The organism is Thauera mechernichensis (genome assembly GCF_029588855.1).
Lineage (GTDB): Bacteria > Pseudomonadota > Gammaproteobacteria > Burkholderiales > Rhodocyclaceae > Thauera > Thauera mechernichensis.
In genome coordinates, this window is the sequence record NZ_JARQZE010000021.1 from 14068 (window position 1) to 36821 (window position 22754).

Annotated in this window: 23 protein-coding genes; 15 read left to right on the top strand and 8 right to left on the bottom strand. The window is 65.2% G+C overall.

The window, feature by feature from the left end:
* Positions 1–6: 6 nt before the first annotated feature.
* From rsxC to P7F68_RS17875, 4 genes are all read right to left on the bottom strand, one after another.
* The gene (gene rsxC, locus P7F68_RS17860; protein WP_002927756.1) at positions 7–1722 is read right to left on the bottom strand and encodes an electron transport complex subunit RsxC; all 1716 of its coding nucleotides are present in this window, start codon (positions 1720–1722) and stop codon (positions 7–9) included.
* Positions 1719–2270, bottom strand: coding sequence for an electron transport complex subunit RsxB (rsxB, locus tag P7F68_RS17865; protein ID WP_002927753.1), 552 nt, complete (start codon positions 2268–2270; stop codon positions 1719–1721). Before rsxB ends, rsxC begins: the two co-directional genes overlap by 4 nt.
* Before the next feature lie 13 nt (positions 2271–2283).
* A complete protein-coding gene (rsxA, locus tag P7F68_RS17870) occupies positions 2284–2868 on the bottom strand; it encodes an electron transport complex subunit RsxA (RefSeq protein WP_002927750.1) in 585 nt (194 codons plus the stop codon).
* Between the two features lie 105 nt (positions 2869–2973).
* Positions 2974–3522, bottom strand: coding sequence for an NUDIX hydrolase (locus P7F68_RS17875; protein WP_083485748.1), 549 nt, complete (start codon positions 3520–3522; stop codon positions 2974–2976).
* 155 nt (positions 3523–3677) lie between these two features.
* On the opposite strand from P7F68_RS17875, the gene P7F68_RS17880 reads away from it, so the two are divergent.
* The 11 genes from P7F68_RS17880 to P7F68_RS17930 all read left to right on the top strand — a co-directional run bounded on the left by P7F68_RS17880 (position 3678) and on the right by P7F68_RS17930 (position 15878).
* Positions 3678–5618, top strand: a complete 1941-nt coding sequence (locus tag P7F68_RS17880; protein ID WP_277835175.1) for a sensor domain-containing diguanylate cyclase — start codon at positions 3678–3680, stop codon at positions 5616–5618.
* Positions 5615–7369: a putative bifunctional diguanylate cyclase/phosphodiesterase gene (locus P7F68_RS17885; RefSeq protein WP_277835178.1), complete on the top strand. Its 1755-nt coding sequence runs from the start codon at positions 5615–5617 to the stop codon at positions 7367–7369. The genes P7F68_RS17880 and P7F68_RS17885 overlap by 4 nt, the downstream gene beginning before the upstream one ends.
* A 144-nt stretch (positions 7370–7513) precedes the next feature.
* Positions 7514–7831 carry a flagellar transcriptional regulator FlhD gene (flhD, locus tag P7F68_RS17890; protein WP_002927739.1) on the top strand — a complete coding sequence of 106 codons (318 nt, stop codon included), beginning with the start codon at positions 7514–7516 and terminating at the stop codon, positions 7829–7831.
* A gap of 10 nt (positions 7832–7841) precedes the next feature.
* Positions 7842–8405: a flagellar transcriptional regulator FlhC gene (gene flhC / locus P7F68_RS17895; RefSeq protein WP_002927737.1), complete on the top strand. Its 564-nt coding sequence runs from the start codon at positions 7842–7844 to the stop codon at positions 8403–8405.
* A gap of 190 nt (positions 8406–8595) precedes the next feature.
* A complete protein-coding gene (gene motA, locus P7F68_RS17900) occupies positions 8596–9450 on the top strand; it encodes a flagellar motor stator protein MotA (protein WP_002927734.1) in 855 nt (284 codons plus the stop codon).
* Between the two features lie 76 nt (positions 9451–9526).
* Positions 9527–10531: a flagellar motor protein MotB gene (gene motB / locus P7F68_RS17905; RefSeq protein ID WP_002927731.1), complete on the top strand. Its 1005-nt coding sequence runs from the start codon at positions 9527–9529 to the stop codon at positions 10529–10531.
* A 93-nt stretch (positions 10532–10624) separates the two neighbouring features.
* Positions 10625–11593, top strand: a complete 969-nt coding sequence (locus P7F68_RS17910) for a chemotaxis protein (protein ID WP_002927729.1) — start codon at positions 10625–10627, stop codon at positions 11591–11593.
* A 9-nt stretch (positions 11594–11602) separates the two neighbouring features.
* Positions 11603–12556 carry a chemotaxis protein gene (locus P7F68_RS17915; protein ID WP_002927727.1) on the top strand — a complete coding sequence of 318 codons (954 nt, stop codon included), beginning with the start codon at positions 11603–11605 and terminating at the stop codon, positions 12554–12556.
* 41 nt (positions 12557–12597) lie between these two features.
* Positions 12598–12996, top strand: coding sequence for a chemotaxis response regulator CheY (gene cheY / locus P7F68_RS17920; RefSeq protein WP_002927726.1), 399 nt, complete (start codon positions 12598–12600; stop codon positions 12994–12996).
* Between the two features lie 33 nt (positions 12997–13029).
* A complete protein-coding gene (gene cheZ, locus P7F68_RS17925; protein WP_277835187.1) occupies positions 13030–13926 on the top strand; it encodes a protein phosphatase CheZ in 897 nt (298 codons plus the stop codon).
* A 59-nt stretch (positions 13927–13985) separates the two neighbouring features.
* Positions 13986–15878, top strand: coding sequence for a chemotaxis protein CheA (locus P7F68_RS17930; protein WP_083491500.1), 1893 nt, complete (start codon positions 13986–13988; stop codon positions 15876–15878).
* 51 nt (positions 15879–15929) lie between these two features.
* Here the strand turns inward: P7F68_RS17930 and tal are convergent, their stop codons facing one another.
* The 4 genes from tal to xseA all read right to left on the bottom strand — a co-directional run bounded on the left by tal (position 15930) and on the right by xseA (position 20133).
* On the bottom strand, positions 15930–17006 hold the full coding sequence (gene tal, locus P7F68_RS17935; protein ID WP_277835190.1) for a transaldolase: 1077 nt from the start codon (positions 17004–17006) through the stop codon (positions 15930–15932).
* A 142-nt stretch (positions 17007–17148) separates the two neighbouring features.
* Positions 17149–17928 carry a pseudouridine synthase gene (locus tag P7F68_RS17940; protein WP_277835192.1) on the bottom strand — a complete coding sequence of 260 codons (780 nt, stop codon included), beginning with the start codon at positions 17926–17928 and terminating at the stop codon, positions 17149–17151.
* Between the two features lie 97 nt (positions 17929–18025).
* Positions 18026–18610: a superoxide dismutase gene (locus P7F68_RS17945; protein ID WP_270068191.1), complete on the bottom strand. Its 585-nt coding sequence runs from the start codon at positions 18608–18610 to the stop codon at positions 18026–18028.
* A 203-nt stretch (positions 18611–18813) separates the two neighbouring features.
* Positions 18814–20133 carry an exodeoxyribonuclease VII large subunit gene (gene xseA / locus P7F68_RS17950; RefSeq protein ID WP_277835214.1) on the bottom strand — a complete coding sequence of 440 codons (1320 nt, stop codon included), beginning with the start codon at positions 20131–20133 and terminating at the stop codon, positions 18814–18816.
* 367 nt (positions 20134–20500) lie between these two features.
* Between xseA and P7F68_RS17955 the strand changes: the two genes are divergently transcribed.
* Genes P7F68_RS17955 through P7F68_RS17970 form a run of 4 tightly spaced genes read left to right on the top strand, consistent with a single transcriptional unit; the run spans position 20501 to position 22740 of the window.
* Positions 20501–21109, top strand: coding sequence for a MotA/TolQ/ExbB proton channel family protein (locus tag P7F68_RS17955; protein ID WP_002927711.1), 609 nt, complete (start codon positions 20501–20503; stop codon positions 21107–21109).
* A gap of 12 nt (positions 21110–21121) precedes the next feature.
* Positions 21122–21547 (top strand): ExbD/TolR family protein, encoded by a 426-nt coding sequence (locus P7F68_RS17960; protein WP_002927707.1) that lies wholly within the window; start codon positions 21122–21124, stop codon positions 21545–21547.
* 10 nt (positions 21548–21557) lie between these two features.
* The gene (gene lpxK, locus P7F68_RS17965) at positions 21558–22556 is read left to right on the top strand and encodes a tetraacyldisaccharide 4'-kinase (protein ID WP_277835216.1); all 999 of its coding nucleotides are present in this window, start codon (positions 21558–21560) and stop codon (positions 22554–22556) included.
* Positions 22537–22740, top strand: coding sequence for a Trm112 family protein (locus P7F68_RS17970; RefSeq protein WP_002927703.1), 204 nt, complete (start codon positions 22537–22539; stop codon positions 22738–22740). Before lpxK ends, P7F68_RS17970 begins: the two co-directional genes overlap by 20 nt.
* The last annotated feature ends 14 nt before the right edge of the window (positions 22741–22754 follow it).

Genomic DNA, 22754 nt, shown 5'->3' on the forward strand with positions numbered 1-22754 from the left:
TACGGCTCAGTTCCTGGACTCGGCGTCCACTGCCACGGTGGCGGCCGGTGTGTCCGCGCCCGGCGTCGCATCGGCGGCCGGCGCGGTGACGGCTGCCGCCAGGCGGCGGGCTTCGATGTCGGCTATCTCGGCCAGCTTGTCGGCGCTGAGATTGTCGGTGTTCTGCGGCTTGACTTCGGCCTTCTGCGCCTGGGCGCGCGCCAGTGCAGCAGCGATGAGGGCCTTCTTGGGGTCTTCGCCGGGCTCGGCCGCCGTCTTTGGCGCTGGCGCTTCGCCGCCTTCGGCAAGCTTGGCGCGCGTCTCCGCGGCCTTCGCAGCGAGCTTGGCGGCCTTCTCGGCCTTCTCGCGTTCCTGGCGGAAGTTGCGGAACTCGAAACGTTCGCGTGCCTGATCGGCGGCGGATTTGTCGCGCTCGCGCGCCCAGATCTCGCTCTTGGAGAAGCGGAAGTAGTCGACCAGCGGGATGTGCGACGGGCACACGTAGGCGCAGCAGCCGCATTCTATGCAGTCGAATAGGTTGTATTCCTGCGCCTTGCCGAAGTTCTTCGAGCGTCCGAACCAGTACAGCTCGAAGGGCTGCAGCTCGGCCGGGCAGGCCTTGGCGCATTCGGTGCAGCGGATGCAGGGCTGCTCGGGCGGCGGCGGCGGGAACAGCGTGGGCGAGGCCGAGATGATGCAGTTGCTGCCCTTGACGATGGGTACATCCAGGCGTGGCAGGGCGAAGCCCATCATGGGGCCGCCCATGATGCTGCGGTCGGTATCCGGCTTCGGGCGCGCCAGCTGGAGCAGTTCCTCGATGGGGGTGCCGATCAGCACCTCCCAGTTGCCTGCGTCCTCGACGTTGCCGGTGAGCGTGACGATGCGGCTCAGCAGCGGCTCACCATGGGCAATGGCGCGATACACGGCATGTGCGGTGCCGACGTTGAAGCACTGCACGCCGTAGTCTCCACCCAGCTTGCCGTAGGGGATCTCGATGCCTGTGAGTACGCGGATGAGCTGCTTCTCGCCGCCCGCCGGATACAGCGAGGGGATGGGCACGATGCGCACGCCGTGCCCCGATGCGGCGGCGGCGTCCTGCATGGCGGCGATGGCTTCGGGCTTGTTGTCCTCGATGCCGACCACCATTTCGCGTGCGCCGATGAGCTCGCGCAGGATGACGGCGCCGGCCAGGATGTCGGCGGCGCGCTCGCGCATGAGGCGGTCGTCGCAGGTGATCCAGGGTTCGCATTCGCCGCCGTTGAGGATCAGCGTCTCGATGCCTGCGCCCTTGCCGAGCTTGACGTGGCTGGGGAAGGTGGCGCCGCCCATGCCGACGATGCCGCATGCGCGCAGCCAGGCGAGCGACTCGTCGCGGCTGGCGCCGTGGTAGTCGAAGGGAGCGTGCTCGATCCAGCGCTCCTCGCCGTCGGGCTCGATGACCACGCAACGGGTCTGCAGGGCCGAGGCGTGAGCCATGGTGTGGGGCGCGATGTCGACCACGGTACCCGAAGTCGGTGCATGCACTGCCGTGCCCAGGAAGCCTTCCGGCTCGCCGATGCACTGCCCCTTGAGTACCTTCTGGCCGATCTCGACGATACAGGTGGCGGTGGCGCGCGTGCTCTGGCGCAGGGGCACGATCAGCCGCGCAGGCAGAGGCGCACGCCGGATCGGTGCCTTGGCCGATTCATCCTTGTGGGCAGCGGGCTTGATGCCGCCATGGAACTTGAACAGGCGCCCGATCATGCCGCCTTCCTGATTTCGACCACGGGGTATTTCCATTTCCAGGTCTGCACGGTCTCGGCGATTGGCACCATGGCGATGCAGTCGACCGGGCAGGGGGCGACGCACAGCTCGCAGCCGGTGCACAGCGGTTCGACCACGGTGTGCATCTGCTTGGCTGCGCCGACGATGGCGTCTACCGGGCAGGCCTGGATGCACAGCGTGCAGCCGATGCAGGTCTGCTCGTCGATGACGGCGACAGCCTTGGGCTTCTCGATGCCATGCTCTTCGGACAGCGGTTTGAACTCGCGGCCGAGCAGGTCGGCGAGCTTGCGCACGCCTTCATCACCGCCGGGCGGGCACTGGTTGATGTCGGCCTCGCCGTTGGCGATGGCCTGGGCGTAGGGCTTGCAGCCGGGGAAGCCGCACTGGCCACACTGGGTCTGCGGCAGTATGGCGTCGATCTTCTCGACCAGCGGGTCGCCTTCGACGCGGAAACGGATCGCGGCGTAGCCGAGCGCGGCACCGAGCACGATGGCGATGCCGGCCATGACGAGGAGGGCTGTGATCATGCGCGTGCAGTCCTCAGTGGAAGCGGTCGAGGCCGGCAAAGCCCATGAAGGCGAGGCTCATGAAGCCTGCAGTGATCATGGCGATGGCCGTACCCTTGAACGGCAGCGGTACGTCGGCGCCGTCCAGACGCTCGCGGATGCCGGCGAACAGCACCAGCGCGAGCGTGAAGCCGACCGAGGAACCCAGGCCGAACAGCAGCGATTCGAGCAGGTCGTGGCGCAGGCCGACGTTGAGCAGCGGCACGCCGAGTACCGCACAGTTGGTGGTGATGAGGGGCAGATAGATGCCCAGCACCTGGTGCAGCAGCGGGCTGGTCTTCTGAATGACGAGCTCGGTGAGCTGGACGATGGCCGCGATGACGACGATGAACGATAGCGTGCGCAGGTATACGAGGTCGAGCGGCTGGAGCAGGTAGTGGTCGATCAGGTAGCTGGTGCCCGAGCCCAGGGTCAGCACGAAGGTGGTCGCGGCGCCCATGCCGATGGCGGTCTCGAGTTTCTTCGAGACGCCCATGAACGGACATAGCCCGAGAATGCGGACGAAGACGACGTTGTTCACCAGAACAGCGCCGATGACGATGAAGATGTAGCTTGTCATGATCCGCAGGCGGAAAGGAATCCCGCGATTATCCTCTGCAGCGCAGGGGGGCTCAACCCTGGCGTGCGCGTAGTCTTGTGGGGCAGCGGCGCTCGGCCTGGCCGTTCATCGCCACTCGGCGGGCGGCGGCGCGAGGCTGGCAGTGTGGAGTGTCCAGGTTCCGTTGCGGCGGTCGTCGAAGAAATGGCGCAGGCTCATCGAGATGGAGCGGAAGGCGATCTGCTCCCAGGGGATGTCTTCCTCGCGGAACAGGGCCACTTCGAGCGACTCCTCGCCCGGCTTGAAGCCGAGGTCGAGCAGGCGGGCGCGGTAGACCATGTGCACCTGGCTGATGTGGGGTACGTCGATCAAGGTGTAGAGTTCGCCCACCTCGATTCGCGCGCAGGCCTCTTCCAGTGTTTCGCGGGCGGCTGCCTGGGCGGTGGTTTCCTCGTTTTCCATGAACCCGGCGGGCAGGGTCCACATGCCGTAGCGCGGCTCGATGGCGCGCCGGCAGAGGAGGACGCGATCCTCCCAGACAGGGAGGGCGCCGACCACGATCTTGGGGTTCTGGTAGTGGATGGTGCCGCACTGCTCGCACACGTGGCGGGGCAGAGAGTCCCCGGGTGGGGTGCGGAAAGTGACGGCAGCGCCGCAGTTCGAGCAGAATTTCATGGTCGGCGACCTGTGGTTTTCACGGATTCTAGCGTGCTTTCGCTTGCCCTCCGGGGCGCAGGCAAGAAAGAATCATGCTTTGGTGTGGCACGCAGAGGCAAACCGGTGGCGCGCTCGCAGGCCTCCGTAACAGGACCATTCAAACCGGGGAGTGCATGGTACAGCCGATCGACATGAAGCGATTTGCGCAGCTCAAGGCGGCGGGGGAGTTGCCGTCGCCGCGCGGCGTTGCGATCGCCATCATCCGCCTTACCCAGTCGAACAACGTGTCGATGGCCGAGCTCGCACGCGTGATCAAGGGCGATCCCGCGTTCGTGGGGCGTCTGGTCAAGGCGGCCAATGGACTGGTGGCGGAGAACCGACGGGCGGTTGTCTCGGTCCAGGAGGCGCTGATGGTGCTCGGCCTGCCGGCGGTGCGCACGATGGCTCTCGGTTTTTCGCTGCTGTCGCATTACCGCAAGGGGGGCTGCGCCGGGTTCGACTACGGACACTTCTGGTCGTCCTCCCTGCTCATGGCCATCTCGATGCAGGCGCTGATGCTGCGCGTGCGCTTGGCCGCACCTGATGATGCTTTCAGTCTGGGGCTGCTCGCCCGTGTCGGCGAGCTCGCGCTTGCCACCCTTTATCCTGATGCGTTCTCGCGCCTGCTCAACGATATCGGTAGAAATCCGGGGCTCCAGCAGGTCAGTCTCGAGGACCAGGCGTTCGCCACCAACCACCGCGAACTCGGGGCGGCCATGCTGACGGACTGGGGGGTGCCCGATGTGCTGGTACAGCCGGTGCGCTTTCACGAGTGCCCCGAGGTGCCGGGCTATGCCGAGGGCTCGCGCGAGCACGGACTGGTCCAGTGTCTGGTGCTGTCGCGTGCGATCGCGCAACTCTGCCTCGCGGCGGAGAGCGAGCACGAGCGTCTGATGGGGCCGATGCTGAGGTTGTCCAGCCGGCTGGGGATTGGGCGCAGCGATTTCATCGCGTTGTGTGAGCGCGTGGGGCGGGAATGGGGTGAGTGGGGCAAGCTGCTCCAGTTGCGTACCGAAGCCGCTCCGCGTTTTGGCGAGCTGGGCAATCGCGCTGCCGTGGCTGTCGGTGATCGCGGGGAGCCTGCCGGTTCGGGCGAGGCAGAGGAGGCCAGGCCCTCGAAGGCGCTGCTGCTCGTGCCTGAAGAACAGTGCCGCCATGCCCTGCGGGCAGCCCTCGAGGCTGCGGGGCTTGCGGTGTGCGAGGTGTCGTCGGCGCGGCTTGCGATCGAGATGGCGATCGACGTCCAGCCGCAACTCGTCTTCGTGCAGTGGCAGCGTGAGGCTGGGGACGAGGGGCAGGCCTTCGTGCGTGATCTGCATGACATGCGGCTGCGGCGCAGCCTGCAGGTCGTGGCGGTGCTGCCGGACAACGATGATGATGCGCTGCGCTGGTTGTCGGAAGCCGGCGCGGACGATTATCTCCTGTTGCCATTGGGGGGCGTGGCGCTCAAGGCGCGCCTGCAGGTATTGCTGAAAATGCTCGGCTTGCAGCTGGAACTGGAGCGCGAGCGCGAGGAATTGCGCAATTTTGCCGCTGAACTGGCGATCTCGAACCGTCGCCTCCAGGAGGCGGCGCTGACCGACCCGCTCACGGGCTTGCCGAACCGCCGCCACGCACTCGAGGCGATGCAGGTGGAGTGGGCGTCATCGATACGGCACTCGCGCACCTTGGCGGTGATGATCGTCGATCTGGACGAGCTCAAGGCGATCAACGATACCCATGGTCATGACGTCGGTGACATCGCGCTGCGCCAGGTGTCCGAAGTGTTGCGCCGGGCCCTGCGTGCACAGGACATCCTTTGCCGGATGGGGGGGGACGAGTTTCTCGTGATCTGCCCCGACACCGACCTCGCGGCCGTCGTGGTCGTGGCGCAGCGCCTGCGGGCTGCAGTCGAGGCCTTCGAGCCCGATACGGGCGGCCCGCAGCTGCGGATGACGGTGAGCGTGGGTGTGGCGATCCGCGAGCCCGGAATGCCGGGCTTCAATAGCCTGGTCAAGCTCGCCGACCAGGGGGCTTATGCGGCCAAGGAGACCGGGCGCAACCGGGTCATTGCCTTGCAGGCGGCGGGCGCATGACGGATTCGATGGGGTTGCTGCCCGACACGCGCGCGCGCGAGCGCCAGGCGCCAAGACTGCTGATCGTCGATGACTGCGAGGACGATGCGCTACTGGTCGAGGCGGAGTTGGCGCGCCGAGGCATGCGGGTATCCTGGCGGCGCGTCGATGAGCCGGTGGACATGGCGGCTGCGCTCGCCGCCGATGAGTGGGACCTTGTGCTGTGTGATCAGGCCATGCCGGCCTTCGATTGCCGGCGTGCCTTGCAGGTGTTGCAGCGCAGCGGAAAGGATGTGCCGTTTGTCGTGCATTCGGGGAGCATGAGTGCAGGCGAGGGCGTGGGGGTGATGTACGAAGGCGCGCGTGACTATGTGCCGAAAGGGGACTTCGCCCGCCTGCTTGCCGTCATCGAGCGTGAGCGGCAGGCGCTCTCGGACCGCAGTGCGGTCAGGCACGCGGTACGCCGGATCCGCGAGCTGAGCTTGTTCGACCACGGCAGCATGCTGCCGAACAAGGTCAATTTTCTCGCTCGCGTGGCTGACTGGATGGCGTGTCGCCGTCGTGGCGCGGGGCGGGCGGCTGCGGCCATGTTCGTCATCGATGTCGACCAGTTCATGCGCGTCAATCTGGGTTACGGCTACGGTGCCGGTTCCGAAATCCTGCTCGAGCTCGGTCGCCGCCTCGCCGCGATCGTGCCCGCGCAGGGCGTGCTCGCGCGCCTCGAGGGCGACTTGTTCGGCGTGTTCGTTCCGGGCGTCGTAGATGAGGGGCAGGCCGAGTTCACTGCGCGCTGGTTGTTGCGCGCGGTGGATCGGCCGTTCGCGTCGCCGCGGGGAGCGCTGCGACTGACGGCGAGCGTCGGGATCGTCCTGTTCGACGATGCCGCGGACCAGGCAGCGGATGTGCTCACTCAGGCCGAGCTGGCGCTCGCCGAGTGCAAGCGTGCCGGCGGTAACCAGTTGCGCATACACGCTGCAGGCATGAGTCGGTCCTCGCTCGAGGCCTTTGCCCTCGAACTTGACCTGCGGGCTGCGCTCGAGCGCGAGGAGTTCAGGCTGCACTACCAGCCGATCGTCGGCGCATCCAGTTGTCACGCGCGCGGTGCCGAAGCCTTGCTGCGCTGGCAGCATCCTGAGCACGGCTTGCTGGAGCCCGATCGCTTCGTCCCGATAGCGGACCGGACCGGACTGATCGTCGACATTGGCGGCTGGGTGCTCGCCCAGGCCTGCCTGCAGGGCGCGCGCTGGCGCAAGGAGGGGGTCGAGGGCTTCGAGATGTCGGTCAATGTGTCCGCCGTACAGTTCGCGCGTCCCGGCCTGCTCGCGCAGGTGGAGTGTGCACTTGCCCAGAGCGGGTTTCCGCCGTCCGCGCTGATCCTGGAGATTACCGAGAGCTCGCTGATGAGTGACACCGGGCACGCCGAACAATGCCTGCGGGCATTGAAGACGCTTGGTGTGCGCATCGCCATTGACGACTTCGGTACCGGTTACTCTTCGCTTGCCTACCTGCGCCGACTGCCCATCGACGTGATCAAGATCGATCGCGAGCTGATCGGCGAGGTCGATCGCGACAATGATGCTGAAGCCATCGTGCGCGCAGCACTGGCGATGGCGCATAGCCTGCGCTTGAAGGTGGTTGCCGAAGGCGTCGAGACCGCCGCGCAGGAGATTCTGCTGCAGGCCTCATGCTGTGATTCGCTTCAGGGTTTCCGCTATGGACGGCCCGCGGTGCCGGCAGCATTCAGGTTTGGCTCGCTGACGCCGGACCGGTGAGTGCGGGCTCCTTGCCTTTGCCGGTGTTGCGGCGAAGCCACGATGGGGCGTGATCGAATTGGCAAAATCGCGATTTTCAGGCTTGATGTTGCTGAGAATTTACTTTAAGTTGCAAACACTCATCCCTGAAGGGGATTGGATTTCATGGATCGACCAGACTATCAGGCCGAGATCCGCGAACTGAACCTTGCCTACCTGATGCTTGCCCAGCAGATGCTGCGCGGAGATCGGGCGACGGCCTTGTTCAGGCTCGGCATCAGCGACGCGCTGGCGGACCTGATCGAATCGATGTCGGCGGCAAAACTTGTGCGAATGGCCAGCAGCCAGATGCTGTTGCCGTGTTTTCGCTTCGACGATGCGCAACTTGCCCGACTGATGGCTGGCGAGGGGCGCGACGCCGTCAGTGCTGGTTTGCACGCAGCGATCCTCGCGGCGGGCAAGGCAGCGGAAGAGGCGGCCTGAGGAGGCCTAGATGAAGAACAAGACAGTGATCGAGGAAGCCGAGGACGTCCGGCGCGCGGTCGAGATGGTCCAGCTTGGCGCGCGCATGCAGATGCTCGAGGTCGAGACTCGTCTCAGCCGCGAAAAGCTGCTTCGGATCTACAAGGAAGTGCGCGGTGTGTCGCCGCCCAAGGGCATGCTGCCGTTCTCGACGGACTGGTTCATGACCTGGCAGCCCAATGTGCACTCGTCGCTGTTCATGGGCTTTCATCGCTTCTTCGTCGAGCGTGCCGGTGTGCGTGGGCTGGATGCCATCCTCAAGTCGTACAACCTCTACCTCGACCACATCGAGAGCTCGGCCATGGAGCCGGTGCTGAGCTTGACTCGGGCGTGGACGCTGGTGCGCTTCTTCGATGCCGACCTGCTGCAACTCAGTACCTGCACCTGCTGCGGTGGACGCTTCGTCGGCCATGCGCATGACCCGGTGCAGGGCTATGTCTGCGGCTTGTGCAACATGCCGTCGCGGGCGGGTTCTTCGCGCAAGAAGGCCACGCGCAAGGCCGTGTCCCGCACGCGAGTGGCTGTATCGGCTTGAGACCGTGCCCGCTGGCGGGCATTCCGGATATGCTTCATGGGCCGCGCTGGTAACACGCGGCCCATGTTTTTTTGGTGCATGCCTGCCTGATCGTGCGAGCCGTTCAAGTTTCGCGAGGTCGCGCCGATAAGTCGGTCACAGGTCGCGAGCCGAAGGTCGGCAGGCGTGGCCATACGCCCTGGAGTCACTGGTGTTCCTGATCATTGGATACGTTGTCGTGCTGCTGGCGTCGCTTGGGACCTATGCGATGCATGGCGACCTGCTCGCCTTGTGGGTGCCGCTCGAGTATGTCGCGATCTTCGGCCTGATGATCGGCGGCTTCATCGCCGGCAATGGCCCGAAGGCAATCAAGGCGACGCTCAAGGGCTTGCCGATGGCGCTCAAGGGGTCGCCGTACAACAAGGCGCTTTACGTCGATCTGCTTGCCCTGTTGTTCGAGATCCTGGCCAAGGTACGCAAGGAGGGCCTGATGTCGATCGAGAACGACATCGAGAACCCTGACTCCAGCCCGATCTTTTCCAAGTATCCGAGCGTGACCGCCGATCACCATGTGGTCGAATTCATGACCGACTACCTGCGCATGATGGTGGGTGGCAACCTCAATGCGTTCGAGATCGAGAACCTGATGGACATGGAGATCGAGACTCACCACCAGGAGGCGCATACGGCGCCGCACGTGGTCGCCAAGGTTGCCGACGCGGTGCCAGCCTTCGGCATCGTGGTGGCGGTTATGGGGGTGGTCAACGTGATGGGCTCGGTGGGCCAGCCCCCTGCTGTGCTGGGCAAGATGATCGGCGGTGCGCTCGTCGGTACCTTCCTGGGGATTCTCGTGTCGTACGGCTTTGTCGCACCGCTTGCCGGCCAGCTCGAGCAGAAGGTCGAGGAAGGGGGCAAGATCTACCAGGTCATCAAGGTGGTGCTGCTGGCGAGCATGAACGGCTATGCGCCGCAGGTCGCGATCGAGTTCGGTCGCAAGGTGCTTTACTCGACCGACCGCCCGGGCTTTGTCGAGCTCGAGCAGGAAATCAAGAACCGGAAGGGTTGAGTCCTATGCCTTCATCGGGTTCCGTCCCGCCTGAGTACTCACGCCGTCTTCAGGTTGGCGTGGTCTGGAGTGCGTGATGAGCGACGATACCCAGCAGCCAATCGTCGTCAAGCGCATCAAGAAGGGGGGTGGAGGCCACCATGGCGGTGCATGGAAGATCGCCTATGCGGATTTCGTGACCGCGATGATGGCTTTCTTCCTGCTGATGTGGTTGCTCGGTTCGACGGCCCAGGGAGATCTCGAGGGCATTGCCGATCACTTCCAGAACCCGCTCAAGCTGGCCATGGCCGGGGGCGAGGGGACGGGTGACAGCTCGAGCATCATCAAGGGCGGTGGCGAGGATCTGTCGCGCAAGGTCGGCCAGGTGCGGCGCGGAGACACGCCTAGCACGCGTGCGATCAACGTTGATGCCGCGCGTGCGCGCGTGAAGACGCCGGACGAGATGCGTGCCGAGGAGGCCCTCGAGGCGGCCAAGCGCCGTGAGCGTGCGCGGATGATCGATCTGAAGGGCAAGCTGGAGGCAATCATCGAGGCCAACCCATCGTTGCGCCAGTTCAAGGAACAGATCCTGCTCGACATCATTTCGGAAGGGCTCAGGATACAGCTCGTCGATGCGCAGAACCGTCCGATGTTCACGTCGGCCAGCGCCAATCTGCGTCCATATACCCGCGAGCTGCTGCGTGAGATTGCACGCGCCCTCAATGATGTCGACAACCGCATCAGCATGTCGGGGCATACCGACTCCGCGCAGTATGCGGGCGGGGAGCGCGGGTTTTCGAACTGGGAGCTGTCGGCCGATCGTGCCAATGCAGCGCGCCGAGAGCTGGTCGCCGGCGGGCTCGAGCCGGGCAAGCTGGTGCGCGTGCTCGGACTTGCCGACACCGCGCACCTGAACCCGGATGATCCCCTGGACCCGGCCAACCGTCGCATCAGCATCGTCGTCCTGAACAAGGCAGCGGAGGAGGCGATGCGGGCGCCTGGGCGGCAGATCGAGGTCGAGGGGGCGGGTGCGCCCGGTGCTCGCGAGCCGGATGGAGGGGACGCTGTCGTCAGTGATATCTTTGGCGCGCCGCTGCGTTGATGCACTAACCTAAAGTTAATCGAGCTGTAGCCGATACATCTTTCAAGGCAGCCGGCGCGGCGGCCTAAACCCAACCGGAAAGCGGAACAAGACATGTCCGAACTGCTCAAGAATATCGACGCCCGTACCCGGCTTGCGGGAACGAACAAGCTCGAGATCCTGCTTTTTACGCTGGGTGTCGACGCGCGAACGGGCCGAAGGGAGACCTTCGGTATCAATGTCTTCAAGGTCCGCGAGGTGATGCGCACGCCGCAGATCACGGCGGCGCCGGAGATGCCCGACGCCGTTAAAGGCATGGTCAGCCTGCGTGGTGCCCTGGTGCCGGTGGTCGATCTGGGGCGATATGGCGGCATCAGTGACGACAGTCCGCGCGAGATCATGATCGTCACCGAATACAACGGCCATACCCAGGGTTTTCTGGTGGAGGCCGTGGATACCATCCTCAGGCTGGACTGGTCGCAGATGCGAGTTCCCCCGGAGATGCTCACGGCCAGGCTCGGGGGGCTGGTGACGGCTGTGACCGAGCTCGCCGATGGCCGTCTGGTCATGTTGCTCGACGTCGAGAAGGTGTTGTCCGAAACCTCGAACTATGACGACGATATCGAGTTCCGTGACATCCGTCCCTTCCCCGGGGCCGAGAATCACGTCGTGTACTTCGCCGATGACTCCTCCGTGGCGCGTCGGCAGATCACCCAGACCCTGGACGCGATGGGGGTGCGGTACGTGGGCTCCGTGAATGGCCGCCAGGCTTGGGAAGAGCTGAACAAGGCCGCCATGCAGGCCGAGGCGACCGGGCGCAAGGTATCCGACCTCGTGAGCCTGATACTGACCGACGTCGAGATGCCGGAGCTCGACGGCTACATGTTGACGCGCCAGATCAAGGCCGATCGGCGTTTCGCCGGCATTCCGGTGCTCATGCATTCGTCGCTGTCGGGGATGTCGAACCAGCAGCTCGGGCATTCCGTGGGGGTCGACGAGTACGTGCCGAAGTTCGAGCCAGTGAAGCTGGCCGAGACGCTGGTGCGTCTCATGCGGGCGGCGGACAAGGATCAGGCGGATTGAGGAGGCAACATGCGAGAGCTGCAGAACGAAGAGAACGCGCTGTTCGATACCGTCGAGAAGCGCACCAGCCTGGCGGGCTCGAACCGGATGGAGATCCTCCTGTTTTCGCTGGGCACCAATGAGCACTTCGGCATCAATGTGTTCAAGGTGCGCGAGGTTTCCCAGACGCCCTTCATTACGCGTACCCCCAATATGCCGGCCGGCGTAGAGGGCCTGATTTCGCTGCGCGGTAACGTGATTCCCGTGCTTTCCCTGGGGCGCATCCTGGATCTCACCAAGCCCGGTGCCCCGCTGGGCGGGGCGATGATGGTGACCGAGTACAGCAAGCGCACGCTCGGGTTCCTGGTCGATTCGGTGGATCGCATCGTGCGGGTCGACTGGGAGAAGGTGCGGGCGCCGGAGAACGTATCGTCGTCCTCCCAGACCTTCATCACGGCGATTACCGAGCTTCCCGACGGTCGCTTGGTGTCGATCCTCGATGTCGAGACCATCCTCGCCAACACCTTTGGCGATGCGGTGGTCGGAAACATCGCGCCGATCAGCCATGGCCACGAATGCAGCGTCTTCTTCGTCGATGACTCCAGCGTGGCCCGGCGCAAGATCACCGAGGTCCTGGACAAGCTCGGTGTGCGGCACAAGCACGCGCAGAACGGCCTCGAGGCCTGGAACCGGCTGCAGGGCATCGCAACGCATGCGGACCAGGTTGGACGCCAGGTGATCGATGAGATCGACCTGATCCTGGTGGACGCAGAGATGCCGGAGATGGATGGCTACGTACTTACGCGCAACATCAAGGCGGATCACAGATTCAATGGCATTCCCGTCGTGATGCACTCGTCGCTGTCTTCGGACGCCAATCGCGCGATGGGCAAACGCGTCGGGGTCGACGCCTACGTGGCAAAATTCGACGCCGACGTGCTGGCCGAGACGATTCGGCCCATGTTGAATCGTGGCCGTCGCTGAACCAGAACGGCGCAGGCATAGAACCCCGGAGAACACAGAACATGGCCGACCCTAAAACCAAATTCCTTGTTGTCGACGACTTCTCGACGATGCGGCGCATTGTCCGCAATCTCCTCAAGGAGCTTGGATTCGCCAACGTCGACGAGGCAGAGGACGGTGCGGTTGCGCTGCAGAAGCTCAACAGCGGCTCTTTCGATTTCGTCGTGACAGACTGGAACATGCCCAACATGGATGGGCTGACTCTGCTCCAGACCATCCGGCGCACGCCGCACCTCAAGCACCTTCCCGTGCTGATGGTCACGGCCGAAGCCAAGAAGGAGAACATCATCGCCGCGGCCCAGGCCGGCGCGAGCGGGTATGTCGTCAAGCCCTTCACGGCGGTGACCCTGGCCGAGAAGCTGGAGAAGATCTTCGAGAAGATGGGCCAGAACTCGGCGTGAGCGCCGCCTTCGGTTGGGAACGGAGCAAGACAGATGAGCAAGAAGTCGAAGATCGATGAGGCCGGTGATTCCGACGAGCTGCAGGCGCTGTTCGACAGCATTGCGGCTGAGCCGGTGGGGCGAGCTCGAAGCCCGTCGGTAGCGCGGCCGGTAGAGGCCAGTCCGCTTGGTGCGAGTGCCGATACCGGTGACAGTGACGAACTGCAGGCCTTGTTCGACGCCGTGGCCTCGCAGGCGGAGCACACCGCCGAGCCGGCTGCGCCCCAAGCGGCCGCCCCGGCAGCGGCCGCCAGCAACACGCACGCCTCGGTCGCAGAACAGGTCGAACCTGCCGTGGTGTTTACCCGCCTGGGGCAATTGACCCGGCAGGTTCACGACACCTTGCGCGAGTTGGGGCTGGAGGGCACCTTGCAGGAGGCGGCCGAGGCCATTCCCGACGTGCGTCAGCGACTGGCCTACATCGCCCAGATGACCGAGCAGTCTGCCAGCCGCGTTCTGAATGCGACCGATGTTGCTGCGCCGATCCAGTCCGCGCTTGCCAGCGGTGCCAATGCCTTGGGCGCGCGCTGGGATCGACTTTATGCCGGTGAGTTGTCGCCCGGCGAGTTCCGTGACTTGAGCGGTGACACGCGACGTTTCATCGCCGAGGTCGCGGCAGGCTCGCGTTCGACCAGCAAGCAGTTGCACGAAATCATGATGGCGCAGGACTTTCAGGATCTGACTGGACAGGTGATCAAGCGCGTGCTGGAGCTGGCGCAAATGCTCGAGAGCCAGCTCGTACAGGTCTTGATCGAAGCCACGCCACCGCAGGTCCGGGCCGAATGCAAGGCGAGCCTGCTCAACGGGCCGGTGATCGATGGGGTTGCGGGGGCGGACGTGCTGCATAACCAGTCCGAGGTGGACGACCTTCTCGAGAGCCTCGGGTTCTAAAGCGGACGGCCGGCTTTTATGGGCACAGGGTCCGGGTCAATGAAGAGCATAGGTGAGCCATGAGTGATTTCGCCGGAATGGAAGAGCTGCTGCAGGATTTTCTCGTCGAGGCCGAGGATCTGCTGTCCGGCGTGGACAACAAGCTGGTCGATCTGGAGCGGGCGCCGGACGATGTCGGCCTGCTCAACGAGATTTTCCGCGGTTTCCACACCATCAAGGGGGGTGCGGGTTTCCTCAACGCGGGCGAACTCGTCACGCTGTGCCATCTGACCGAGAGCCTCTTCGACAGGTTGCGCAATGGCGAACTGAAGGTGACGCCGGAACGCATGGACGTCATCCTTGCCGCGACGGCGTCGGTCCGCCAGATGTTCGGCGATCTCGAACGTGGCACCCAGCCGGCGCCGGCCGCCCCCGCGTTGATCGCGAAGCTGCGGGCCGCGGTTGACGGAGAGGACGGGGCCGAGGTGCGTGCAGCTGAGCCTGGACCTGCTGCTGCGGTGAAGGTGCCGCGGCAGGGTGAGCCTGATTGGGACGTTCTGTACGAGACCGTGACCGGCAAGGCGGTCGTGCCTGCCGCCAAGGCGCCTGCACCTGTAGCAGTGGAGACCGGCGCCGCCACGGTACGCACGGAGTCCGAGGATCCCGTCGTAAAGGCCGCGCTCGGGCGGCGTGCAACCGACGTGCCGGGGGCCAGTGGGCCGACGGGCAGGCGGGAAACGGAGCGGCAGCGCGACAACTCCATCCGCGTCGATACCGCGCGCCTCGACCAGGTGCTCAACCTGTCGGGGGAGATCGGCCTCACCAAGAACCGGCTCAATGCCTTGCGCAGCGACATCCTCAGCGGCCGTAACGACACCGAGACCCTGCATGCGCTTGACCTGGCCGTGAGCCAGCTGGACCTGCTGGTGTCGGATCTGCAGAACGCGGTCATGAAGACCCGCATGCAGCCGATTGGCCGCCTGTTCCAGAAGTATCCGCGCATTGCGCGCGATCTGGCGCGTAACCTGGGCAAGGACGTCGAACTGGTTCTGGTCGGCGAGGAGACGGAGATCGACAAGACGATGATCGAGGATCTCTCGGATCCGATCATCCACCTCGTTCGCAATGCAGTCGATCACGGTATCGAGGATGCGGAAGGGCGAGGGGCCGCCGGCAAGCCGCAGAAGTCCCTGGTCCGCCTCGAGGCACGCCAGGAAGGCGATCACATCGTCATCATGGTGGCAGATGATGGGCGCGGCATGGACGCCGAGCGACTGCGGGCCAAGGCCCTCCAGCGCGGCCTCATCACCGATGAGGAGGCGAGCACCATGGATGATCGCCAGAGTTACAACCTCATCTTCCTGCCTGGCTTTTCGATGGCCGACAAGGTGTCGGACGTTTCTGGGCGCGGCGTCGGCATGGATGTCGTGCGCACCAACATCCAGAAGCTGAACGGCACGATCGAGATCAAGTCCGAGCTTGGCAAGGGCACCACGCTCATCATCAACCTGCCGCTCACGCTGGCGATCCTGCCGGTGTTGCTGGTCCGGCTGGCCGATCAGCCTTTCGCGGTGCCACTGTCGATGGTGCGGGAGATCCTGCCGATCGTGCCCGACGCCATTCAGGATGTGGGTGGGCGTGCGACCATGGTTGTACGCGGCGAGGTTCTGCCGATCGTGCCGCTGTCGATGCTGTTGGGCTGGCCGCGTGAGCGCATACCTCAGTACGGGGTGTTGATGCAGGCTGCCGAGTGGTCCTTCATCCTTGCGGTCGACAGCTTTGCCGGGCGCGAGGATGCTGTGATCAAGTCGCTCGACGACTTCCGGCCCAAGGGCGTGGCCGGCGTCACGACGCTGTCCAACGGCCAGATCGTGCTGATCCTGGACATGAAGGAGTTGCTCGATGCGGCGGGTGACCGCCGGGGCATTTCGCGCAATGCGCTGATCGCCGACGTCGTCCCTGCGCTGACTTGAGCACGACGGGGCGCGCTTTGCAGCCGCCCCGTGCTAAGGCCTTTGAGCCTGTCAGGCGGTCAGTTCGAGCAGCGCTGAAAAAGCCTGCTCGAACTGCGCCAGGCCTTCCTGCTGCAGGCGCTCTCCGGCGGCCTCGAGGTCGATACCGGCGGCCGCCAGGGTCGCGAATTGCGCCTGAGCCTGGTCGAGTTCGAGTTCGAGGGTTGCCGCTGCCTTGCCATGGTCGCGCAGGGCGTCGAGCGTTGCATCAGGGAGCGTATTGACCGTCTCTGCACCGATCAGGGGTTCGACGTACAGCAGGTCGCTGTAGGCCGGGTTCTTCGTGCCTGTGCTCGCCCACAACATGTACTGCGGACGCGCACCGGCAGCACGCAGGTTCGCGAAACCCTCGCCGTGGAAGCGTGCGCGGTAGCGCTGGTAGGCGAGGCGGGCGAGTGCGACCGCGGTGCGTCCCGGACGGGCCGGGGTGTCCGCCGCAAGCGCTTCGAGCTGCTTGTCCACCAGCGTGTCGACGCGCGACAGGAACAGGCTTGCGACCGACATGACCGACCGCAGGTCGCCCCCTTGAGCACGCAGGCGCTCGAGTCCGCGGACGTATGCCTGGGCGACCGTATCGACATGGGTGAGCGAGAACATGAGGGTCACGTTCACGCTGATGCCGGCCGCAACCAGCTCCTCGATTGCCAGCAACCCGGCGCGGGTGGCTGGGACCTTGATCAACAGGTTCGGCCGGTTGACCGCAGCCTTCAGGCGCAGGCCGGCTGCCAGTGTCCCTGCCGCATCGTGTGCGAGTGCAGGCGACACCTCCAGGCTCACGTAGCCGGCCTCGCCGCCGCTGTCCCGGAACAGGGGGGCAAGGAGATCGCAGGCACGCTGGACATCGGGAATCACGAGCCCCTCGTAGCGCGCTTCGGCGCTCATCGGCTGCTGCTTGAGCCCGGCCAGGTCGTCCTCGTAATACCGTCCCCCGGAAATCGCCTTGTGGAAGATAGCCGGATTCGTGGTGATGCCAGTGACGCCATCCTCGTTGATGAAGCGGGCAAGGTGGCCGTCGTTGAGCAGCGTGCGGGAGAGATTGTCGAGCCAGATCTGCTGGCCGAACTGACGTACCTGGAGCAGCGGATTCATCGATCTACCTGGGTGGTATGGGATTGGAGCAAGGGCCGGATTCGTGCTGCGGGCAGAGACGGCGCACGGCAGCCGGCTTAGTGAAGCGGCATTGTGCCTCGAAACGGCCGCTCGGTGGAGCCACATGGCTGCACCGAGCGCTTCAGCTTGTTGCAAGTTCCAGGGGCCAGCCCAGACCGCGCATGACGCTGTGGAAGTCATCCGCCGGCGGCGCCATGATCTCCAGCGCAGTGTCCAGCACCGGGTGGCGCAGTGCCAGGCGTGTGCACGCCAGCAGCAGGCGATGGCTGTCGAACAGTTCGGCGAACAGCCGGTTGTGCCTGCCCTTGCCATAGGTGGCGTCACCGATGATCGGATGCGAGATGTGTTTGAGGTGACGGCGGATCTGATGACGGCGTCCGGTTTCGGGCGCGAGCTCCAGCAGCGCGTAGCGGCTGCTTGCATAGCGGTCGACCCGATGGGGCAGTTCGGCACAGGCCAGGCGCCTGAAGCGCGTGCGCGCATCGAGCGCAGTGCTAGTCACCTCGTCGCGCTCGAGGTCTTCGGGGTGCCCATCGCGGTTACCTGCGCCCACGCCGCGATCGCGCTCGATGGCGTCTAGCCGGCGTGTCAGCGGGTGGTCGATCAGGCCTGCCTGTGCTGGATGGCCACGGACGATGGCGAGGTAGCGTTTGTCGACCGTGCGGGTCTCGAACTGTGCGCCCAGCCGAGCGGCCACCGTGCGGTCGAGGGCGAACAGCAGCACACCGGATGTGCCACGGTCGAGGCGATGCGCCGGGTAGACACGCTGGCCGATCTGGTCCCTCAGGAGCTGAACGGCGAAGCGCGCCTCCTGGGCGGCAATCGGGCTTCTGTGCACGAGCAGTCCCGAGGGTTTGTCGATGGCGATGAGCCATTCGTCGCGGTAGAGCACCTGGAGCATGGTCGGGGCGCCTTGTCGGGGGGGCGTAAAGCAAGAAAGCGACCCGGTGGGGTCGCTTTCGGTGAGGCAGGCCCGGTTGAAACCGGGCGGCTGGGGATCAGGCGAAGTTCTTCGCGGCGAATTCCCAGTTGGCCAGCTTGTCGAGGAAGGTGGCAACGAAGTCCGGGCGGCGGTTGCGGTAGTCGATGTAGTAGGCATGCTCCCATACGTCGATACAGAGCAGGGCGGTGTCGCCGGTCGTCAGCGGGGTGCCGGCGGCGCCCATGTTGACGATGTCCACCGAGCCGTCGGCCTTCCTGACCAGCCAGGTCCAGCCAGAGCCGAAGTTGCCGACCGCCGAGGCCTGGAAGGCCTTCTTGAAGTCTTCGAACGAGCCCCACTTGGCCTTGATGGCGTCAGCCAGCGCGCCGGTGGGCTCGCCGCCGCCGTTGGGCGCCATGCTGTTCCAGAAGAAGGTGTGGTTCCAGACTTGGGCCGAGTTGTTGTAGATGCCGCCGGCTGGCGCCTTCTTGACGATGGCCTCGAGGTCGAGGTTCTCGTACTCGGTGCCCTTGATCAGGTTGTTCAGGTTGGTGACGTAGGCCTGGTGGTGCTTGCCGTAGTGGAACTCCAGCGTTTCCGCGGAGATGTGCGGAGCGAGGGCATCCTTGGCGTAAGGCAGGGCGGGCAGAGTGTGTTCCATGGAGTTTCTCCTGTATTCGATTTGTCCGTCGGCGGCATTAAACCAGGACCATTTTAGTCTGGTTTGCTGCGTGCTGACAATGCTGGGCCCGGAATGTTAAGCCTATCCGCGGGTTTGCGGAACAGGTCGTGTCGGGGGCCGCAGGGTCGGCCAAGCGGGTGAAGCTGGCCGATGATGGCTGCGAGCACCTGTTTCGACCTCAATCAGTCGTCCTGGTGCCCGGTGACGCGGGTGGCGAGGCTGCCGTGGGCAAGTTGCACGCTTACGGTCGCGCCGTCGGGCACTTCGGCAGCATGGCGGAGGACGCGGCCCTGCGTGTCGCGTGCGATCGCGTAGCCGCGCTCGAGCACGGCTTCAGGGGCCAGGTGCTGCAGGCTTGCCGCGAGGGCTTCGGTGCGCTGGCGCTGATGGGTCAAAAGGTGCTGCAGGCTGCGCCGCAATCGGTGCGCGAGGGCGTCCATTGTGCGCTGGTCCTGCGCCAGCCGTGGTACCGCCGCGCGCAGGCGCGCCCCCACATGCTCTGCATGCAAGCGGTCGAACGCCAGGCGCCGCCTCATGGCGTCGCTCAGGCGCTGGCCCAGGCCCTGCAGGCTCTTGGCCTCGTCGGCCATGCGCGCACGTGGGTGCTTGAGCTGCAAGGCGGCACGGTCGAGGCGCTGGCCGAGCGCTTCAAGTCGCCGAATCATGGCGCGCTGCAGCTGGACATCGAGTCCGGGCAGGGTCGAACGCATCGCATGCCACCCTTCGGTGACGAGTTCGGCGGCGCCGGTCGGAGTCGGGGCACGCAGGTCGGCTGCGAAGTCGGCGATGGTCACATCGGTTTCGTGGCCGACCCCGCACACCACCGGTAGGCGACTGGCCCGCAGGGCGCGCGCGAGCGTCTCGTCGTTGAACGCCCATAGATCCTCGATACTGCCGCCGCCGCGCACCAGCAGCACGACGTCGATCGACGCTTGCGCAGCATGCGCGGCGGCAGCGTCGAGTGCCGCGAGCAGGCCGGGGCCGGCATCCGGTCCCTGGACGGGGGTCGGGAAGACAATGATCGGCACATGGGGGGCTCGCCGTCGCAAGGTGATGATCACGTCGCGCAGGGCGGCGGCCTGGGCCGATGTGACCACTCCGATTGCCCGCGGCAGACGAGGCAGGGGGCGCCGCCCGGCGGCGTCGAAGAGGCCCTCCGCGGCGAGCTTCTCCTTGAGACGGTTGAAGGCCTCGAACAGGCTGCCGATGCCGGCGGGGCGCAGGCTCTCGATGTTGAGCTGGTAGTCGCCGCGGGCTTCGTAGAGCGTGACCAGCGCGCGGGCTTCCACGCGCATGCCGTTCTGCGGCCGGAAGGCTAGCAGCTGGGCCTTGTTGCGCCACATTGCGCAGCGCACCTGGGCATTCGCGTCCTTCAGGGTGAAATAGAGGTGGCCCGATGCAGCGCGGGTCAGGTTGGAGATTTCTCCGCCAACCCACAGTAGCGGCAGCGCGGTTTCCAGTGCCTCGCGAGCGAGGCGGTTGAGGGCGCTCACGCTCAGCACTGCAGTGCTCGTCTGCTCGATTCCAGTGGGCCGTGAAACCGGCGTTTCGTAGGGGAAAGTCATGGTGGGATTCTAGCGGAATCCACAGTCTTCAGGCCTTGTCAAGACTCGTGCTGCAAGTGCTTGACGGGAAAGGGGTTTGTTGTTAAGTCACTGATTTTATTGTGTTTAATATGTTGCACAATTTTGCATCGGAGTGAAGGAATGCCTGTAGCGGTAGGCTTTTCGGCCCGCTTTCACGAAATGTCCACAAACTTATCCACAGCTTTTGTGGATTCATTGGGGTGGCCCGTGAAAGGCCGGGCTGCTTGCTGCATGCGGGCGTCAGCGCTAGAGTTCCGCCTTTGCCCGCAAGAGGTTGCTCCGCGTGTTCGCAATCATTCAGGCCGTCGGCTGGCCCATCTGGCCCCTGATCCTCGCTTCGGTGATTGCGGTCGCGCTGATCATCGAGCGTTCCATCACCTTGCGTCGCGCTCGCGTCGTGCCTGCCGGCCTGCTCGACAACGTGCTCAATGATCTGCAGCAGGACGGCGCGTCTGCGGCGATGATCGAGCGTGTTGCGCTCCATTCGCCATTGGGACGAGTGCTGGCCGCAGGCTTGCGCAACGTCAATAGTCCGCGCGAGATGATGAAGGAATCGATCGAGGAGACCGGCCGCGCGGTTGTGCACGAACTCGAGCGCTTCCTGACCACCCTCGGCACCATTGCCGCCATCAGCCCGCTGATGGGGCTGCTCGGTACCATCATCGGCATGATCGACATCTTCGCTTCGCAGGGCGTCAGCGGGGCCAATCCAGCGCAGCTCGCCCAGGGTATCTCGATTGCGCTGTACACGACCGGCCTCGGACTGATCATCGCGATCCCGGCGATGATCTTCTGGCGGCATTTCCGTGCGCTCATCGACAGTTTCGTGATCGACATGGAGCAGCAGGCGATCAAGCTTGTCGAGGTGGCACATGGCGAGCGGCGGGCCTGACGGAGTGCCGGCATGAACTTTCGCCGTGGCAGCCGCAACGAGGAGCCGGAGATCAACATGATTCCGCTCATCGATGTCGTCCTGGTGATCATCATCTTCCTGATGCTGACGACGACCTTCTCGAAGGTGTCGGGGCTCGAGGTCAACCTTCCCACCGCCGAGTCGGAGGGCAGTGAGGTCGTCGCACGCGAGATCATCGTCGCAGTAACGGCAACGGGGGAGATCGTCGTCAACCGCCTGCCGGTCGCCGACCGCAGCATCGAGGCGATTGCCGCCGCCCTTGGCAAGGCCGTGCCTGGAGAGCCTGGCGATCCGCCCGTGGTGGTCATCAATGCCGACGCGAAGGCGACCCACCAGAGTGTGGTGGACGTCATGCAGGCAGCCCAGCGCGCCGGGCTGCCGCACATCACCTTCGCCACCCAGGCGCCCGCGCAGTGAGCGCGTGAGCATGGCCGCGCGCGCGCCAGACTTCTGGCGGGGCCGCGGTCCCGTCGCGTGCGCGCTGCGGCCGCTGTCGGCGCTGTTCGGTGCGCTCGCGCGTCGGCGGCGCGCGCGCGTGCGCGCTCAGCGCCTGCCGGTGCCGGTGGTCATCGTTGGCAACATCGCAGTGGGCGGCAGTGGCAAGACGCCGGTCGTGGCCTGGCTGGTCGAGGTATTGCGCGCGGCCGGCTGGCAGCCGGGGATCGTGAGTCGCGGCCACGGCGGCAGCGTGCAGGGCGTCGCGGCAGTGCCGGCCGATGGTGACCCGGCGACGTTCGGCGACGAACCGGTTCTGCTGGCTCGGATCACCGGGTGCCCATTGGTGGTGGGACGGGACCGGGTGGCGGCCGCGGCGGAGCTGTTGCGGAACACGCCCGCTTGCGACGTGATCGTCGCCGACGACGGTCTGCAGCACTACCGCCTGGGGCGGGACATCGAGATCGCGGTCGTCGACGAGGCCACGCTGGGCAACCGCTGGCTGCTGCCCGCGGGGCCGTTGCGAGAGCCCCTTGCCCGTCTGGCCGAGGTCGATCTCGTGATCGCGCATGGCGAGTTGTCGGCGAGCACGCGCGCGGCGGCGCATGGTGTTCCGGTCCATGCCATGCGGCTGGAAGGCGCTGTGCTGCAGGCGGTGAATGAACCGCAGCGCACGCGTGCCCTGGCTGAGTTGAGCGGGCAGAGGGTGCATGCAGTGGCGGGTATTGGTCGCCCGCAGCGCTTTTTCGATCAATTGGCCGAAGCGGGGCTGAAGGTGATTGCACACCCCTTTGCCGACCATCATGCCTTTGTCGCTGAAGACCTTGCCTTCGGCGATGCAAGGCCGATCCTGATGACGGCCAAGGATGCGGTAAAATGCCGGGCTTTCGCGCCTGCCGACAGCTGGGAGCTACCGGTGAAGGCGCAGATCGGCGTCGATGCCGCCACACGCATCCTGGAGAAACTCGAAGATGGACCCACGACTGCTTGAGATCCTCGTCTGCCCGTTGTGCAAGGGGCCGCTCGACTTCCTGGCCGACAAGCAGGAATTGGTGTGCAAGGCCGATCGCCTGGCCTACCCCATACGTGACGGCATTCCGGTCATGCTGGATGAGGAAGCACGCGCGATGAGCGCCGAAGAGGTCGACGCTTTGCGCGACCCCCGCCGCTGCTGAGCCGGACGGGCGCC

Bases quoted from the DNA above. Each gene is read 5' to 3' on its own strand.
- rsxC (WP_002927756.1), bottom strand. From the start codon at position 1,722: ATGATCGGGCGCCTGTTCAAGTTCCATGGCGGCATCAAGCCCGCTGCC.
- rsxB (WP_002927753.1), bottom strand. From the start codon at position 2,270: ATGATCACAGCCCTCCTCGTCATGGCCGGCATCGCCATCGTGCTCGGT.
- rsxA (WP_002927750.1), bottom strand. From the start codon at position 2,868: ATGACAAGCTACATCTTCATCGTCATCGGCGCTGTTCTGGTGAACAAC.
- P7F68_RS17875 (WP_083485748.1), bottom strand. From the start codon at position 3,522: ATGAAATTCTGCTCGAACTGCGGCGCTGCCGTCACTTTCCGCACCCCA.
- P7F68_RS17880 (WP_277835175.1), top strand. From the start codon at position 3,678: ATGGTACAGCCGATCGACATGAAGCGATTTGCGCAGCTCAAGGCGGCG.
- P7F68_RS17885 (WP_277835178.1), top strand. From the start codon at position 5,615: ATGACGGATTCGATGGGGTTGCTGCCCGACACGCGCGCGCGCGAGCGC.
- flhD (WP_002927739.1), top strand. From the start codon at position 7,514: ATGGATCGACCAGACTATCAGGCCGAGATCCGCGAACTGAACCTTGCC.
- flhC (WP_002927737.1), top strand. From the start codon at position 7,842: ATGAAGAACAAGACAGTGATCGAGGAAGCCGAGGACGTCCGGCGCGCG.
- motB (WP_002927731.1), top strand. From the start codon at position 9,527: ATGAGCGACGATACCCAGCAGCCAATCGTCGTCAAGCGCATCAAGAAG.
- P7F68_RS17910 (WP_002927729.1), top strand. From the start codon at position 10,625: ATGTCCGAACTGCTCAAGAATATCGACGCCCGTACCCGGCTTGCGGGA.
- P7F68_RS17915 (WP_002927727.1), top strand. From the start codon at position 11,603: ATGCGAGAGCTGCAGAACGAAGAGAACGCGCTGTTCGATACCGTCGAG.
- cheY (WP_002927726.1), top strand. From the start codon at position 12,598: ATGGCCGACCCTAAAACCAAATTCCTTGTTGTCGACGACTTCTCGACG.
- cheZ (WP_277835187.1), top strand. From the start codon at position 13,030: ATGAGCAAGAAGTCGAAGATCGATGAGGCCGGTGATTCCGACGAGCTG.
- P7F68_RS17930 (WP_083491500.1), top strand. From the start codon at position 13,986: ATGAGTGATTTCGCCGGAATGGAAGAGCTGCTGCAGGATTTTCTCGTC.
- tal (WP_277835190.1), bottom strand. From the start codon at position 17,006: ATGAATCCGCTGCTCCAGGTACGTCAGTTCGGCCAGCAGATCTGGCTC.
- P7F68_RS17940 (WP_277835192.1), bottom strand. From the start codon at position 17,928: ATGCTCCAGGTGCTCTACCGCGACGAATGGCTCATCGCCATCGACAAA.
- P7F68_RS17945 (WP_270068191.1), bottom strand. From the start codon at position 18,610: ATGGAACACACTCTGCCCGCCCTGCCTTACGCCAAGGATGCCCTCGCT.
- P7F68_RS17960 (WP_002927707.1), top strand. From the start codon at position 21,122: ATGAACTTTCGCCGTGGCAGCCGCAACGAGGAGCCGGAGATCAACATG.
- lpxK (WP_277835216.1), top strand. From the start codon at position 21,558: ATGGCCGCGCGCGCGCCAGACTTCTGGCGGGGCCGCGGTCCCGTCGCG.
- P7F68_RS17970 (WP_002927703.1), top strand. From the start codon at position 22,537: ATGGACCCACGACTGCTTGAGATCCTCGTCTGCCCGTTGTGCAAGGGG.